This window comes from Floridaenema flaviceps BLCC-F50, assembly GCF_041929275.2.
GTDB classification, from domain to species: domain Bacteria; phylum Cyanobacteriota; class Cyanobacteriia; order Cyanobacteriales; family Aerosakkonemataceae; genus Floridanema; species Floridanema flaviceps.
The window spans coordinates 589,193-605,005 of the sequence record NZ_JBHFNR020000002.1 but is presented as its reverse complement, the minus strand read 5'-3'; the positions used below and the strand labels follow the sequence as shown (position 1 = coordinate 605,005).

The window sequence follows — 15,813 nt, the reverse complement described above, 5'->3', positions numbered from 1 at the left end:
CCCTTGATAAGGGGGATTTAGGGGGATCGAAAAGGTCTAAACTGTTAACAATAAGCTTAGGTTAAATAACCTTTTTTACTCGATCGATCTGCGGATTTAATTTTTTTTTACCTTCTTCAATATTTACTGTTTCTCCCCATTTTGGCTGTTTTTGTTGGCTGATGATTAAAGCTGTTGCGGCTTGATAATCTAAAGCTTTAGAAAAATAGAAACCTTGCCCTTGTTCGCAACCGAGTTCCTTTAATTGAGCGAGTTGAAATGAGGTTTCTATTCCTTCGGCAACTACATCCATTCCTAAAATGTGAGCTAAAGTAACAATGGCGCGAACAATTTCTAAGTTCTCATCATTGGGATTGATTAAATTGACAAAAGAGCGATCGATCTTCAAAGTGTTCACCGGAAACCGATGCAGATAACTTAAAGACGAATAACCTGTCCCAAAATCATCAATACTTAGTTGAATATCCCTATTTCTTAACTGTAAAAGTATCGAATTTGCAACTTCAGCATTCTCCATTAACACGCTTTCTGTAATTTCTAATTTTAAGCAATTACTATTTAGATGCGTCTCTTGTAAAATCCGATCGATCTGGTTAATTATTTCCCCGTCTTTAAGTTGTTTTGTTGAAAGATTAACACTAATTTTCCAGTTTTTAGTGTGAGGAAACCTTACTTGCCAAGCGTACATTTGGTGACAAGCTTTGGCTAAAATAAACTTTCCCAAGGGAACAATTAAACCTGTTTCTTCAGCTAAGGGAATAAATTCAGCAGGGGAAACTAAACCCTCGTCTGGATGTTGCCAACGTACTAAGGTTTCAAAACCTGCGATCGCACCCGTTTTTAATGAGACAATTGGCTGATAGTAAACTATAAATTCTTGGCGTTCTAATGCCTTTCTCATATCAGTTTCCAATTGCATAATTCTCAATACATGAGCGTGCATTGCTTTATCAAAAATTTGGTAACGCGCTTTGCCTAAATCTTTAGCACGATACATCGCAATATCCCCATCCCGGAGCATATCTGCTCCCTGTTCATAACCTGTAGTAGAAAGAGCAATACCAATACTAGCACTAGTAAAAACTTCTTGACCTGCTATTTGGAAAGGCGATCGCAACATTTCCTCAATTCTTTGAGCAATTATAGTTGCATCTTGGATATCTTTTAACCCATCAAGTAAAATTACAAATTCATCGCCTCCTAAACGCGCAACTGTATCTATATTTCGCACACTTTTTTCTAATAAATTAGCAACTTCAATTAATAGTTGATCTCCTACAGCATGACCTAAACTATCATTCACTACTTTGAAGCGGTCTAAATCAATAAATAGCACAGCAAATAAATAGGTTTCATACCTTTTAGCACGTCTAATTGTATATTCTAAACGTTGATTTAAAAATTTTCGATTAGGTAATCCTGTAAGTACGTCATGGAAAGCATCATGAAGCAATTTTTCCTCGATTTCTTTACGTTCAGTAATATTAACAACTTGCACAATATAATGTAGTGGTTTATGATTTGTATCCTTAACTAAGGATACCTGTAAAATTGCATATACTTTATTTCCAGACTTTGATGAGTAACAAGTTTCTACTTGCCAGGAAGGTGCTTTATTTAAGAACAACTCTTTAGTAGTATTAAATTTATTAGCTAAGTAATCGGGATGAATTATATCTATCAATGTTAGTTGCAATAACTCTGCTTCCGAGTAACCTAAACAGTTACACAAGGCAACATTAACCCTCAGAAATTGACCGTTAAGTGTGGTCAGTGCCATGCCAATAGGCGCTAATTCAAAAATCAAACGAAACTGTTCTTCACTCTTTTTTAATTCAGCTTCTGCTTGTTTGCGATCGCTAACATCTAACACCAACGATAAAACAGAAACCACATTACCAAATTCATCTAATAAAGCAGAATTGTACCACTCACAATCTAAAATTCTCCCATCTTTCGTATAATTACGATTATAATTAACATTTATAGGATCTTTCGCAGTTCTCGTCGAAACAGCATTTTCATATACTCCTTCAACATCCGTTTCAAAAACAAACTGCCATTCATCCCAACACTTTCCTAGTACTTCTTCTGCTTGCCAACCAAATATTTTTTCCGCTTGTTTTGACCAACGTTTTACCCTTGATTGATTATCCCATTCCACCACTCCAACAGGTGAATTTTCCAAGTGAAAAGTTAACTGCTCTAGAGTTTGTTTTAGGAATTTTTCTGTTTGATTAACCTCAGAATTTTCATCAAGCATTTTCGTTTGTGACTTTTGGTTAAAGAATATTAAAATAATTGAAAATTTCTTATTATTTTAGTTTATTTGTGATAAAATTGTCTATAAATTTTTGTTTAACACGAATTAGTCAATAAATATTATTATAAAGTTACATTATAATTAACTCTTCTTAATAAGATAAATTAATCAAAGCATAGTCTTAACTTAATCTTTTCATATTAATTCTATAGTCGAACCTTAACTTAATGGCGAGATATTGAATGGTTGGATAGTCGCAATTATTACTGAAGCTTTTGAGCACTAGTACAGCGCGGCAGAAATAATTGAGCAGTTGAAAATAGGTAAAAAGCTAAACAGAAAAACCCTTTTCCCTTCTGCCATCTGCCCTCTGCCTTGGAGCCTTCTTGCCACAAGTAAATTTTTAGCGCTGCAATTACTTCTATTAAAAAGGAAGGAAATTTTTAAATCATGGTAGATTCCTACGTAAGAAATGTGCCGGGAAATCCGGGCTACGAATTTGTGCCGCTGTTAACAGTGGGGGATGAAATTCCCTTAATTCAAGGTACTGTAGGTAACTTTCAGACAGTTCCAGGAAGAACATTTACGTTTGTAGGGATTCCTGACGGCATGGGAATCTTTGAAACTACAAACAACTATTACGTTTTTATCAATCATGAAATCTCCGATACTACTAGTACAGGTACTCCCATCACTTCTGTCGCTCCAGGAGGGAGAATTCAAGGAGCGAGAGTATCTTTACTCGTATTTGACAAAAACTGGAATATCATTGGCGGTAAAAACCTAATTGAAAGAGCAGTAGATACCACTGGTGAGTATGTCTTAAACACCACAACAGGTGCTTATACCAATGCAGCAAACGGGAGAAGTTTTGCTTTCACTCGTTTTTGTTCTGCTTACCTCGCAGAAAGCGGCTTTGTTGATGCCAATGGTCAGCCAATTCCAATATATTTTGCTCCTGAAGAAACTACAAATAACACCACCACAGGAGCTTCCGTAAGTCGAGGTTGGGCAGTATCTCCTAATGGTGTAGCATTAGCGATCGACGGCTTAGGTCGTTACGCCAAAGAAAACGTAGTTTCCGCCTCCCAATATCGCGCCACCAACTCCGACAAAACCGTACTTTTCGCTGCGGAAGACTTTACCAACGGCGAACTTTATATGTTTGTGGGTCAACAAACTGCACAAGACCCCAACGGTTTCCGGGATGGTCAACTATATGTGCTCAAACTTCAGGGATTCGATAATGAAACTCTAACAAAAGGCACAAAAGTCAACGCCACTTGGACACCAGTCCCCAAAGACGTTGCCCTTGACCCTACTGGTGCAGTCCTCAGTAGTTGGGTAGATGCTTCTGGTCGTTCCACTAATTTCCGGCGGATCGAAGATTTTGCCGAAGATCCGAACAACCCAGGCACTTTCTACTTCGTCACCACAGGCACTGCTGACAAAGTTGGTGGCGGGACAACCACCAATGCTGCGGAAGCAGAAAACCCCTACGGTAAAATGTACCGCTTCAGTCTCAATCCCAACGATCCCACTGGACAAATCAATAACTTTGAATTGGTACTCAACGGTGGCCCTGATACTGGTGTCAGCTACGACAACATTGTTGTCGATAAAAAAGGCCGCGTGATGATTATGGAAGACGAAACCGCCTTTGGTGGTGACGTAATGAAAGCTAGAGCCAGAGAAGCTGGAATTTGGGAATACAACATAGCCACCGATAAAGTTACATTTGTGGCGGCTCTAGATGAAAGTGCTGCTGGCGAACAGTTTGACAACACCAGCGTACCGGGCGAATGGGAAACCTCCGGCATCGTCGAAGTTGGCTCTGGTAGACAATTCTATCTGTTCGATGTTCAAGCTCACACCGTCACCGATCCGAGATACGTCGAAGGTGGTCAATTAATCTTAGCTCTATGGAAAGGGCCAGATACATTGAAAGCAACAGGGGGTCAATTTCTCAATGGTTTCCAAGGTAATGACACTATCACTGGCTCAGGTGGAAATAATACCTTACGTGGCGGTCAAGGTAATGATGTATTGACTGGTGGCACTGGTGATTTTCTCTTTGGCGACAAAGGGAATGATTTGTTAATACCCGGTAAAGCTAACGATGTAAATGGCAATGCAGGCAATGACTTTATCAATGGGTCTATTAATTCCAGTGGTAGTACTCTGCGTGGTGGTCTAGACAATGACACAATTATCGGTGGAAGTGGCGATTTAATCTTTGGCGACAAAGGTAAGGATGCTTTATACGTTGGTGGTGGCTCTAACACTTTAACTGGTGGTGCAGATGCCGATCAATTTTGGATTGCTAATAATAACTTTCCTGCTGCTCCCAGTAGGATCGCCGATCTCCAAATAGGTACAGATGTAATTGGAATTGGCGGTTTGGGAGTGAGTAGTATTAGTTCTCTCACCTTTACCCAAAAAGGTGGTGATGTACTAATTAGTCTCTTTGGTAAAGACTTAGCGATCGTTGCTAACGTCCAAGTCAGCGCTCTAACTGGTTCCCCCTCCACTTTTGTATTCACCTAAGACTCATAACTAGCAAATTGAGTTAATAAAAAAATCGCACCCCAATAATTAATGAGGTGCGATTTAAACTTAGCAAAAACCTTAAATTCTCACTAAAACTTGCTCGTTCAATTTGCCATTAACTGAATTTTCCAATGGAGTACCATACACTTCACAGGAATTATTCGGACTTTCCATTAACTTAACTTTGAACAATTCTGCTCCTAATTTCCGAATAGGTTCCTGCAATAAATCGCGAATATGAACCGCAATATTTTCTGCTGTCGGCACAACTTCCGCAAAGTAAGGAATATCTTTATTCAAAAAAGTGTGATCGAATGGTTCTACAACATAATCATCAACCACCTTTTGCAATTCCCCCAAATCTACTGTCATTCCCGTGCGAGGATCGATTTCCCCTTTCACAGTTACTTCTAAATGATAATTATGTCCGTGACCATTAGGACGAGCACACTTACCATAAATCTCACAATTTTTCTCATAACTAAGGTCGGGACGAGCTACCGATGGGCAGCACTAAAATGAGTGGCAATGCTGAGGTATGCTTCCATTTCGTTTCCTAAATAATCAGCCCAAAGTTCTGGATGTTCAAACAATTGAATTCGCACAATTGGTAAATGAGGCGCTAACCGCTGCCAAATTACCCGCGCTATATTTTCTGTAGTTGGTAGAGTTTCTTGAAACTCTGACCAAGCATCATTGAGATAAGAAAAATCTAATTGACTGGTGACTTCCTGCTTAATGATGTGTTTTACATCAGACAGGTTTAACACCATGCCATATTCATCCAGTTCGCCTGCCATGTAGACATACAGGACATAGTTATGTCCATGACCGGGCGCACGAGCGCAAGCCCCAAATTTTTGCATATTTTCAGCTTCACTCAACTCTGGCAACCAATACAGATGACTGGCTGAAAACTTAGCCCGACGGTTGATAATACACTTCATGCTGGGAGGAGCAAAGATGAAATTGTGAAGATTCGTAAAACGACTCTAATTCTAGGATACAGCATGGAAGGACTCTAGGTGCTTCAGGGGCAAGGAAGCAAGAAAATTCCTTAACTCAAAACTGATAACTCATAACTCAAAACTTTCCCAGTTCCCTGTTAAACAAAACTCCTAAAAGCTGTTTGTGCCTCTTGTCTTAGTTGGGAGGCGATTCTAAACATTTCATGACCTGTGTGTAAATAATGGTCATCGTAATTTAAGCTAAAAGTTTCTAATTCGCTAATGCCATCTCCTACTTGATTCAAGCAATAATAGAGTCTGGCAGCAACACCAGCTAAAGGAGAAGGATTGGGCATAGAGGTAAAAATTTGTTGAGCTTGAGAAAGCAAATCCCGACAATCCTTTAAGTAATCTTGGAAACTTTCCATTAATTCATCATCAAAAGGATCGGCTGAAAGTTCGTCAATTTGTTCTTTGATGGGATTAATAATGCGACAAATTAAGCGGTTAACAGGTTGATAAACCACAGTCAACCATAGTTGAATTTGCCGATCGACATCTTGAGTAGTTTGTCGCTGTTTTTGATATTGTTTTTGGGCGGCTTTGGTTCTTTGTTGCCAATTTCCAACCGGACTAAATGAACTATTTTTTAATTGTCGATCGTAAAACTCCCGCCGTTGCGGATCGCTTAAAATTTCATAAGCAGCATTTAGCCGCACAATTTGCTCATGATCGGCTGTGTCTTGCTGACTATCGGGATGAAAAAGTTTTGCCAATCGCCGATAAGATTGTTTAATCTCTGCTTGTGTTGCTCTTGGGCTAACTTGCAGAGTTTGGTAGTGATTTAACTCCGCCATTCGATTTTAGATTTTCGATTTTCGATTTTAGATTTTTCCCATAAGTGAATTTAGGGACTTGTACCAGAGAATTACAGAAGCCTTCTGCCAACTTTTCACTAGTTTAAGTTAAGCCAAAAGTTGATAGCTTCAATTCTGGATCTTGAAACAAAGGCGTACTTAAATAACGTTCGCCAAAACTGGGTTGAATCATCACAATCAGGCGACCTTCGTTTTCTTTTCTTTGACCAACTTTAATCGCGGCAAAAAGTGCAGCCCCACTGGAAATTCCCGAAAGTAAGCCTTCTTCTTTAGCTAAACGACGAGAGTATGCGATCGCATCTTCATCCTTAACCTGAATTACCTCATCAATCAAATCTACCCGCAACACCTGGGGAATAAAACCCGCCCCAATCCCTTGAATTTTATGTGGGCCTGGATTTCCCCCGGACAACACCGCACTGTTAGCGGGTTCAACTGCGATCGCCAAAAACCCCGGTTTGCGCTGCTTAATTACCTCAGCTACACCAGTAATCGTACCCCCAGTACCCACACCAGCCACCACAATATCTACCTGCCCATCCGTATCTTGCCAAATTTCTTCTGCCGTCGTTTCCCGGTGAATTTGGCTATTAGCCGGATTGCGGAACTGTTGCAACATATAAGCATTCGGCGTTTTCTCCACAATCTCCTGCGCCCGTCGAATAGCCCCAGTCATCCCCTCAATACCCGGAGTCAATTCCAATTGAGCCCCATAAGCCCGCAACATCGCCCGCCTCTCATTACTCATAGTTTCGGGCATAGTCAAAATCAACCCATAACCCTTAGCCGCCGCCACCATTGCCAAAGCAATTCCCGTATTTCCCGAAGTCGGTTCCACCAACACTGTTTTCCCCGGAGTAATTAGCCCCTCCCTAGCAGCAGCATCAATCATACTCACACCAATCCGGTCTTTCACCGAAGCAGCTGGATTCATTCCCTCCAACTTCACCACAATCTTTGCCAAACAACCCTCTGATTGCGGAATTCGGTTTAACCGTACCAAAGGGGTACGACCAACTAACTCAGTGATATCGTCAGCAATTCGCATAATTTTCTCCCTATATCATTAGTGATTGGTCATCAGTCATCAGTCCTTAGTCATTGGTTATTAGTTATTAGTCATAGTTCTTTACTTCTGCATTCCTCTACATCTGTCGAACAGCAAAATTCCACAAATGACAAACAACTAATCACAAATGACAAAATCACAAATCAGATGTAATACATGATATCTAGCTGACGTTTAGCATCGCGCTTTTCACACAAATCTTGTAATGTATACTTTTGTAAAACCGCATTTGCCGCCTGACAACCTTCTTGCCAAATTTCTCGCAGCAAACTACTCTCTAAAGTCGTTTTATTCCCTGATTCCTTCTGGGTCGATTGAGAATCAGACCCTTCTAAACAGCAAATCACTTCAAATAAATTAATTTTCCAGGGTTCTCTGCCTAGCAAATAGCCCCCCTTGGCTCCTCGTTGACTACGCACCAAACCGCAACGCCTTAAAGTTGCTAGTAACTGTTCCAAATAGCGATCGGGAATATTTTGCTGCGCCGCAATTTGCCGAATTTGCAGAGGTTCACCACTTTGATAATGAGTTGCTAGCTCTAGGAGAGCCAGTAGCGCATATTCACTTTTACACGATAGTTCCACGAATTATCCCAAATTTACTGAATTGCTACAAAATTCCTAAATTAAATACACAGAGTAGAAAAGGGTAATTTAAATACCCCAGTTCTACACTAGGGTTTAGTTCCATTTTATCTTAATGGAGCAAGAAGACTCTCGTCATAACGTAGTTTGACGGGAGATGAATTGCGACCAACTCGCCTCAAATTGAGAGTAGCGAATCCTTAACAAAAAAGTTGAGTTGTAAACCTAATTTCTGTTAGAGTATTAACAGGTTGTGTACCCTTGAGAACGTGAGGAAACAGGCTTCCGGCGTGAGCGTCAGCCGAAAGCTAAAACGTCCTACTCCCAGATCTCAAAATTCCTATCCGTCAATGGTGTAAAAGTAAGTCCAAACGGTAAGGACGAAAAAGAAATCAAATAGGGTAGGGCATACCCGAATTTACGCTTGGGGAGTAGTCCATTAGAGTGCTTGCCCTAAAAGGTGTAGTCGGACTAGACATGAAACTGTAAGACCAAAACTAGCTTGCTAGTAGAGGCAAGATTCAGCCCAAGAATCCCCCGTTACAGCGTTAGCTTAACGGTGAGAGTGTCAAAACGCCAGTGTCCTGAATGCTTTCCGCTTTTAAGGATCTGTGCGATCGCCAAATTTTCTAGCAACAATCAAAAACCCGGTCTCTGAGTCAACCTCAATCATCGCAAGCAATGATTTTAGGACTTACGCACCCAGATCCCCCAACCCCCTTCCCAAGGGGGCTATTAAGTTCCCCCCTTGGGAAGGGGGGCTATTAAGTTCCCCCCTTGAGAAGGGGGGCTAGGGGGGATCTAGGTTTCAGGCTAAGAGTGCGTAAGTCCAAGATTTTTCCTAGAAACCGGGTTTTTTACCTCAGCCCTTAATAAAAAAAACCCCCGTTCAAAACGAGGGCTTTTCAGTTTCTTCAGTCAGACTCACCTAGAACGAGAAGGTGGTTCTGAGAGTACCAATAAAGATGTCATCATTGTTCTTATTCTGTTCTGGTGCCATCAACCAAATCACACCAGGAGTCACAGAAATGTTATCTGTCAGCTGGAACTTGTAGAACCCTTCAATGTGCCAAGGCAAATCGCGGCTAAAGTTAGAACGAGGCCCAGCACTCATTCCAGCTACGTAAGGTTCAATACCTGCGAATAAACCTAACAAGTTACCCGGTTTACCCAAGTTGGGAACAGCAATACCAGCCCCATAGCTCCAAATGTCAGCACTACCACGACGAATCAAAGTAGCATCCGTGTACATACCCCAAGCACTAATCGAGAAGTACTTGCTCAAACGTAAGTTACCAGAAACACCGTATGAGTTAGTCACAATTGGAGTAGCACCTCTTGCTCTACCATTTGACCCTGCGCCGAATAGCAGAGCAGATGGGAGGTTCGCAATACCTGTACCTACTATCCCATTGAAACCAGGGCCACGTTCAGGTGATGTACTACCACCAGCAGAAAAGATATCAGACCCAGTAGTGTGGTAAGCGTGAACGTAGGTTAAAGCTAAGTTGAAGGTATCGCAGAAGTTTAGGTCTAACTGTCCTAAAGCAGAGTAGTTACCGTTAAACAGACCATTTTTGTCCAGTGGGCTGTTAGCACTACCAGGAGCGTTACCTGTAACATTTGCTGGGATAATACCCTCGCCACCTGCAAAGTAACCACCAGTAATCGAGGTACCTCTCAAGAAGCTACCAAATCCTCCCAAACCAAAGCTAATGGCTCCACCTGCGCCACCACCAATCCGATAAATCGGGTTAGATTGCGCGAAGGCAGAAATTGCACCGTTACCGCCATCTCCATCAAAGAAGTAGGGGTTTTTCACATCAACGTAGTCAGAGTGAATACCGCCTACAGCAGATAAGTAGAGTTTAGAACCACCTAAGAAGGCTGTTTCATAAGCCAACCAGTCCAAGGCTACGCTGTTGTTGCCTGTGCTACCAACAAAATATTGTAGAGTACCTTCTTTGGTTGAGCCTGCGTTAGAACCTCCAAAAGCGGTTTGAGTACTAGTGCCAAACAGGGGAGTAGCAGGAAAATTATTCCACTGCACGGCGTTACCAGCTGTAATCCGGGTATGCAGTATATCTTTACCTGTGAAGCTGGTTTGGAATTCTAAACGTACCCTATCTTGGAAAACAGTATTGTTTCTGTCTTCTACACCCAAGCGGCTTCTTCCGCCTCGGTAATTTACTTGACCCCTTTGACCACCCCAAACGTCAGCAATAGCAAAAATCGCTTCCCCTTTCAGTTTGGTCGTAGTCGAGAACTGCTGGGCTTCTACTTTGGTAACACGAGCTTCTAGGGCATCAACTCGACCTCGCAGGGTAGCTAGTTCAGCTGCAAATTCTTCTTGCAGACGTTGTAGAGCCGCTAAATCTTCTCTACTTACACCTTGAGGCAATGCCGCAATTAATTCCTGAATCCGATCCAAGCAACTATTTAAACCAGCTGCAAACTCATAACGAGTTAACGCTCTGTTTCCACGATAGGTGCGGTCTGGATAACCTTCAATACAGCCGTAACGCTCAACCAAAGATTGCAATGCTTGGAAAGCCCAATCTGTTGGTTGTACGTCCCGCAGCTGGGAAACGGAAGTCACCTGACCGGAAGCTGTTCTTCCTTCTCTGCTGTAACGAATGATTTGGTCAATTGAATTTGGTGCATTAACAGGTGCTGCTTGAGCCACTGTATTTTCCTTCACCGTTACAGACACTTGCGCTTGGTTTTGTGTCTTGTCTAAAGCTTTTAGCCCATTGCCGTCAGCTTGATTTTTCGCTGTTATTTCTGGTTGCTGTTCGGGATTAGCTGTTGCACTTAACAGCTTTTCCTCAGTCCGATCGATCGCACTTGGCGTTGAAGCTACTTCAGCTGCTGAATTAGTTTCTGTGGCGATCGCTGAAGGGCCAAACACCAGGGTCGCTCCCAGGATTGCCGGACTGAACAGCAGTGATTTCCACAATATTTTAGACATTTTCCTCTAGTCCTCACACCACTCATACAGAATCGCTGGATTCATTTAAGTTCCCCGCTTCACTCCTTAGTTTAGCCTTTAGAAAAGCTTTGTGCGGGGTAATGCTTTTCTTAAACTAAGGTTAACTCTATTTTTTATATATCTGATAGGTGAGGATCGCTATTTGCGCTTAAGGAGATGGAACTGAAAACTTTTATTAAGTCTTCTGCGCCATTCCGATTCCACCTATCACACCTTGCACCAGCACTTCCAATATATAAGCTTACAACTAGTCTAATCAAGAGTAATCTGATTAGTTTAAGTAGTCTCCTGCATTGACAATCTACATTCACAAGCCTAGTAGTGATGCAAGTTAACTCTACATTAGCAAATCTACTTAATTTTTTTCTTTGTTTCTGCTATTTTTGCGAAAACAAAATTATTTTATAGCTTAACTAAACAATATGGTTAGTTAGCCCTACTGACTGACAATTACTACTGTATTATCAAACACCCCATAAATAACTATCCGCTCTCATAAGCAGTGACCGGATTACAATTTAGCCACTGTACTATGAGAGCGGTCTAGCGGGTCTTCAGATTGCAACCAGACTGCCGGGATTTCTCTAAATTCAGCCCAGCACTCGCAGCTACTTACAGTACTGTTAAAGTACCAAGCTTCTGCTAGAGAACGGTCCCGGCGCACAGCCGGCTAACTGCAACCTGATGACCCATGATTTTACTACTATCTGTCATGGGCATCACCTCCTTGTTGCCTAAGCGGTCTTTTTCTCAAAGAGTGTTGAGCATTACGCCGCTCCGAAAAACTTACTCAAACTTACTCAAGTCAAACAACTATGGTTTAACCCAAGTAAATTCAATGTTTTCTTCTTGCTTCATCGAGTTCTTAATAGTTTGACTATTAAGTTTGCTTAACTCTCCACTAGCAATCCCCGTTGAGCTAACGGTTGTGGGAAATTCCATATCTGGATGCCAGTTTTATAACAGGATGCTGGCATTGAGATCCCGATAAATTTCCCTTCCACTAAGATAACACGCTCTGGGAAAAAAGCAAGAGTAATTTTGGAAAGTAAGAGTAGGGAGTAGGGGGTAGGGGGACAAGGGGACTATTGAGAATTTTTATACCAAATCCGGGTTAGTTACCCCCGTTATTTTTGAGGGGAAGGGGGAAGGGGGAAAGGGGAAGGGGAAGAAGGGGAAGCAGGATATTGGCTTTAAAGGTAATACCACATCCGGAGCAAAAACCCTTGCCCCTGCCCCCTTCCCCCTTCCCCAGAAAAAGGGGTTTTTCACCCGGATTTAGTATTACTTCTGTCTTGGAGCCTTGGAGCCTTTTGCCTTCTGCTCTCTGCCTTCCTCCAAAAAAAAGACCCCTAATGAATAGGTGTCTTTTGAGTATGAAAAAATTTTGTTAAAGCTTACAGAGCGTTACCACGAGGCAGAACTTCTTCAGGGAAGACAAAGTGCTCGTGAGGTTGGTCGGCTGGCGCTAACCAAGCACGCAGACCTTCGTTGAGCAGAATGTTCTTGGTGTAGAAGGTTTCAAACTCTGGGTCTTCCGCCGCACGTAACTCTTGGGATACGAAGTCATACGCCCGTAAGTTGAGTGCTAAACCGACAATCCCTACAGAGCTCATCCACAAGCCTGTGACTGGTACGAACAACATAAAGAAGTGTAACCAACGTTTGTTGGAAAACGCAATCCCGAAGATTTGCGACCAGAAACGGTTCGCTGTCACCATAGAGTAGGTTTCTTCGGCTTGGGTGGGGTTGAATGCCCGGAAGGTGTTGGAGCTATCTCCGTCTTCAAACAAGGTGTTTTCTACTGTTGCTCCGTGAATGGCGCAAAGTAAGGCTCCACCTAGTACGCCTGCTACTCCCATCATGTGGAAGGGGTTGAGTGTCCAGTTGTGGAATCCTTGTAAGAACAGGATGAAGCGGAAGATTGCGGCTACTCCGAAGCTGGGTGCGAAGAACCAGCTGGATTGTCCCAAGGGGTACATCAGGAACACGCTGACGAATACGGAAATCGGCGCGGAAAATGCGATCGCATTATATGGGCGAATCCCCACTAACCGTGCGATTTCAAATTGGCGCAACATGAATCCGATTAATCCGAAGGCTCCATGTAGAGCCACGAAGGGCCATAATCCACCCATTTGGCACCAACGGGTGAAGTTCCATTGGGCTTCAGGACCCCACAAGAACAACAGGGAGTGTCCCATGCTGTCGGCGGGGCTGGATACGGCTACTGTTAGGAAGTTGCAGCCTTCTAGGTACGATGAGGCTAGGCCGTGTGTGTACCAGGAGGTAACGAAGGTGGTTCCGGTGAGCCATCCGCCGAGTGCTAGGTATGCACAGGGGAATAGCAGTAATCCAGACCAGCCGATGAAGACGAACCGATCGCGCTTGAGCCAGTCATCGAGGACATCAAACCATCCTCTTTCTGCTGGGGCACGTCCTACTGCAATAGTCATTGCCCAAATCTCCGAATATTTTATGAGTACAGGTTTTGGATTTTAGCCTCGCTGCACTGTTTCCAGTTTGGCTAAGGCACAGAATTGTGGATAACGTAATAAGACTTTACGTTTCTTTACTGTCTTCTCATTATAGGGGCAAGTTTTGAATTTTTCATCCCCATTACTGAATTCTCATAAACTAGAAGTGTGTAGCGCAATTAACTAAAATCTCGAAACGCCTAATGTTCACTATTGACATGACTTTAAAGAACACTCCCTTCCCTTATTCAGTGCAAAGGAAGGAGGAATCGGACGCGATCGCTCTCTATGAGCAAATTCTGGCAGCTATGCGTTCCAATGACCCAAAAATTCTGGAACTGACCTGCGAAAAGCAAACAGAGAAAAAAATAGCGATTCTCACCAGTGAAATCCTAGCTGTGCAATTATCTCAGAAGTCAAGTGCTGCCGCTGCTGGCAGACCACCAGGCTTCTTAATGATGGCTGGAGAATAAGAATTTAGTTGGAAATGGTGATTAAATGACTGAATCTGCCATTACAGTGCGAGATCTCTGCTTTAGCTGGCCTAAAGGTGAATCTGTGTTCAAATCCTGCTCTTTGGATGTACCTAAAGGACAATTTTGGATGCTTTTGGGTACTAATGGCAGTGGTAAGTCAACTTTGCTGAGATTACTGGCTGGGTTATTAACTCCTCTAGCGGGTGAAATTCAAATTTCCCAGCCTGTAGGCTTCGTTTTCCAAAATCCAGATCATCAGTTAGTTATGCCTACTGTTGGGGCAGATGTGGCTTTTGGATTGGTAGCGGAAAATCTTCCCCAAAGGCAAGTGCGCCAGCGAGTAGAAGAAGCTTTAGCGGCTGTAAATTTGTGGGCCTTACAGCGACGACCAATTTATGCTTTGAGTGGGGGGCAAAAACAACGGGTGGCGATCGCAGGTGCGATCGCTCGTCGTTGCGAAGTCTTACTCTTAGATGAACCTACCGCCCTTTTAGATCCAGACAGTCAGTTAGACCTAGTTAAACAAGTACAACGCTTAGTTCATTCCCAAGGCATCACTGCGCTTTGGGTAACTCACCGTTTAGATGAGTTAAATTATTGCGACGGTGCTTTCTTACTAGAAAAAGGTCAACTTGTCGATCGGGGCGATCCCGATCGCTTAAAACAACGCCTCATGCAGGTAGAGGGGATAAGTTCCTAGTGCGGGGGAGCATAGGGGAGCTTTTCCCTAACCCCTACCCCCTAACCCCTAACCCCTAACCCAAATGCAAATTTTGATTACTAATAAGATTATGAATTATTATCAGATATGTTAAGTTTAGAAAAATTTTGGCATTGAACAATGACACCACCTTCGCCGTCAGCATTTTTGCTAGTGGACGGCTACAACATCATAGGATCTTGGCAAAAGCTGCTTACTTTGCGCGATCGCAAAGGATTAGAGGCCGCCCGCGAAGAGTTGATTGAACTCCTAATTGAATACACAGCCTATCAAGGCTATCACACTCAGATCGTATTTGATGCCCATTATCGCGCAACACCTGGGAATGCAGAAGAAATTACTAATAACTTATCTGTTCATTTCACAGATTTTGGGCAAACAGCAGACACATATATAGAAAAAGCTTGTGCTACCCTGCGCCATGAGTTGCAGAAATTTCAACGAAGGTTGATTGTAGCAACATCAGACAGAGCACAGCAACTAACTATTATCGGATACGGCGCAGAATGGATGTCCGCACACAAACTAGTGCAAGAAGTAGAATTTACTAGCCATCGGGTGCGCCGAAAACAGAAATCTAAAAATCAATCCCCTGGTCGTTTCTTGTTCAGTTCCCTAGACCCAGAAGCTCAAAAGCGCCTTGCCCAAATGCGTTACGGGCTAAAGTAAGCAACGATTTTTAGAAATTTTGAAAAAGTGCTTGACAACCCCTGTCGATTCGGCTAGTATTATTAATCGTGGCTCGAAAGAGCAAACATTCCTCGGTAGCTCAGTGGTAGAGCGGTCGGCTGTCAGGAGCAGATGTAAGTGTAGCAAATTTACTTGCATTTCCTAGCAGCGCTATCCGGCGACGGAT

The 15,813-nt window shown here is 42.7% G+C and carries 11 protein-coding genes and 1 pseudogene; 4 read left to right on the top strand and 8 right to left on the bottom strand.

Annotation, left to right across the window (positions count from 1 at the left end; genetic code table 11):
* Positions 1-61 precede the first annotated feature (61 nt).
* A complete protein-coding gene (locus ACE1CI_RS22710) occupies positions 62-2,263 on the bottom strand; it encodes an EAL domain-containing protein (protein ID WP_496615715.1) in 2,202 nt (733 codons plus the stop codon).
* A gap of 450 nt (positions 2,264-2,713) precedes the next feature.
* Here ACE1CI_RS22710 and ACE1CI_RS22705 point away from each other — a divergent pair, with 450 nt between their 5' ends.
* Positions 2,714-4,810: an alkaline phosphatase PhoX gene (locus ACE1CI_RS22705; RefSeq protein WP_413264961.1), complete on the top strand. Its 2,097-nt coding sequence runs from the start codon at positions 2,714-2,716 to the stop codon at positions 4,808-4,810.
* An 81-nt stretch (positions 4,811-4,891) separates the two neighbouring features.
* On the opposite strand, the pseudogene ACE1CI_RS22700 reads toward ACE1CI_RS22705, so the two are convergent.
* The 7 genes and pseudogenes from ACE1CI_RS22700 to psbD form a co-directional block, all read right to left on the bottom strand.
* Positions 4,892-5,760, bottom strand: a pseudogene (locus ACE1CI_RS22700) (6-carboxytetrahydropterin synthase).
* A 158-nt stretch (positions 5,761-5,918) separates the two neighbouring features.
* Positions 5,919-6,617, bottom strand: coding sequence for a J domain-containing protein (locus ACE1CI_RS22695; protein WP_413264959.1), 699 nt, complete (start codon positions 6,615-6,617; stop codon positions 5,919-5,921).
* Positions 6,618-6,720: 103 nt separating this feature from the next.
* The gene (gene cysK / locus ACE1CI_RS22690) at positions 6,721-7,686 is read right to left on the bottom strand and encodes a cysteine synthase A (protein WP_413264958.1); all 966 of its coding nucleotides are present in this window, start codon (positions 7,684-7,686) and stop codon (positions 6,721-6,723) included.
* Between the two features lie 164 nt (positions 7,687-7,850).
* On the bottom strand, positions 7,851-8,291 hold the full coding sequence (locus ACE1CI_RS22685) for an RrF2 family transcriptional regulator (protein ID WP_413264957.1): 441 nt from the start codon (positions 8,289-8,291) through the stop codon (positions 7,851-7,853).
* Positions 8,292-9,219: 928 nt separating this feature from the next.
* Complete coding sequence (locus ACE1CI_RS22680) at positions 9,220-11,262, bottom strand: iron uptake porin (protein ID WP_413264956.1); 2,043 nt, start codon at positions 11,260-11,262, stop codon at positions 9,220-9,222.
* An 834-nt stretch (positions 11,263-12,096) separates the two neighbouring features.
* Positions 12,097-12,225, bottom strand: coding sequence for a hypothetical protein (locus tag ACE1CI_RS22675; RefSeq protein ID WP_413264955.1), 129 nt, complete (start codon positions 12,223-12,225; stop codon positions 12,097-12,099).
* 455 nt (positions 12,226-12,680) lie between these two features.
* Positions 12,681-13,739 (bottom strand): photosystem II D2 protein (photosystem q(a) protein), encoded by a 1,059-nt coding sequence (psbD, locus tag ACE1CI_RS22670; RefSeq protein WP_496615593.1) that lies wholly within the window; start codon positions 13,737-13,739, stop codon positions 12,681-12,683.
* A 224-nt stretch (positions 13,740-13,963) separates the two neighbouring features.
* Here psbD and ACE1CI_RS22665 point away from each other — a divergent pair, with 224 nt between their 5' ends.
* From ACE1CI_RS22665 to ACE1CI_RS22655, 3 genes are all read left to right on the top strand, one after another.
* Positions 13,964-14,233, top strand: coding sequence for a UPF0367 protein family (locus ACE1CI_RS22665; protein WP_413267817.1), 270 nt, complete (start codon positions 13,964-13,966; stop codon positions 14,231-14,233).
* A gap of 25 nt (positions 14,234-14,258) precedes the next feature.
* Positions 14,259-14,936: an ABC transporter ATP-binding protein gene (locus ACE1CI_RS22660; RefSeq protein ID WP_413267818.1), complete on the top strand. Its 678-nt coding sequence runs from the start codon at positions 14,259-14,261 to the stop codon at positions 14,934-14,936.
* Between the two features lie 141 nt (positions 14,937-15,077).
* On the top strand, positions 15,078-15,626 hold the full coding sequence (locus ACE1CI_RS22655; protein WP_413267819.1) for an NYN domain-containing protein: 549 nt from the start codon (positions 15,078-15,080) through the stop codon (positions 15,624-15,626).
* The last annotated feature ends 187 nt before the right edge of the window (positions 15,627-15,813 follow it).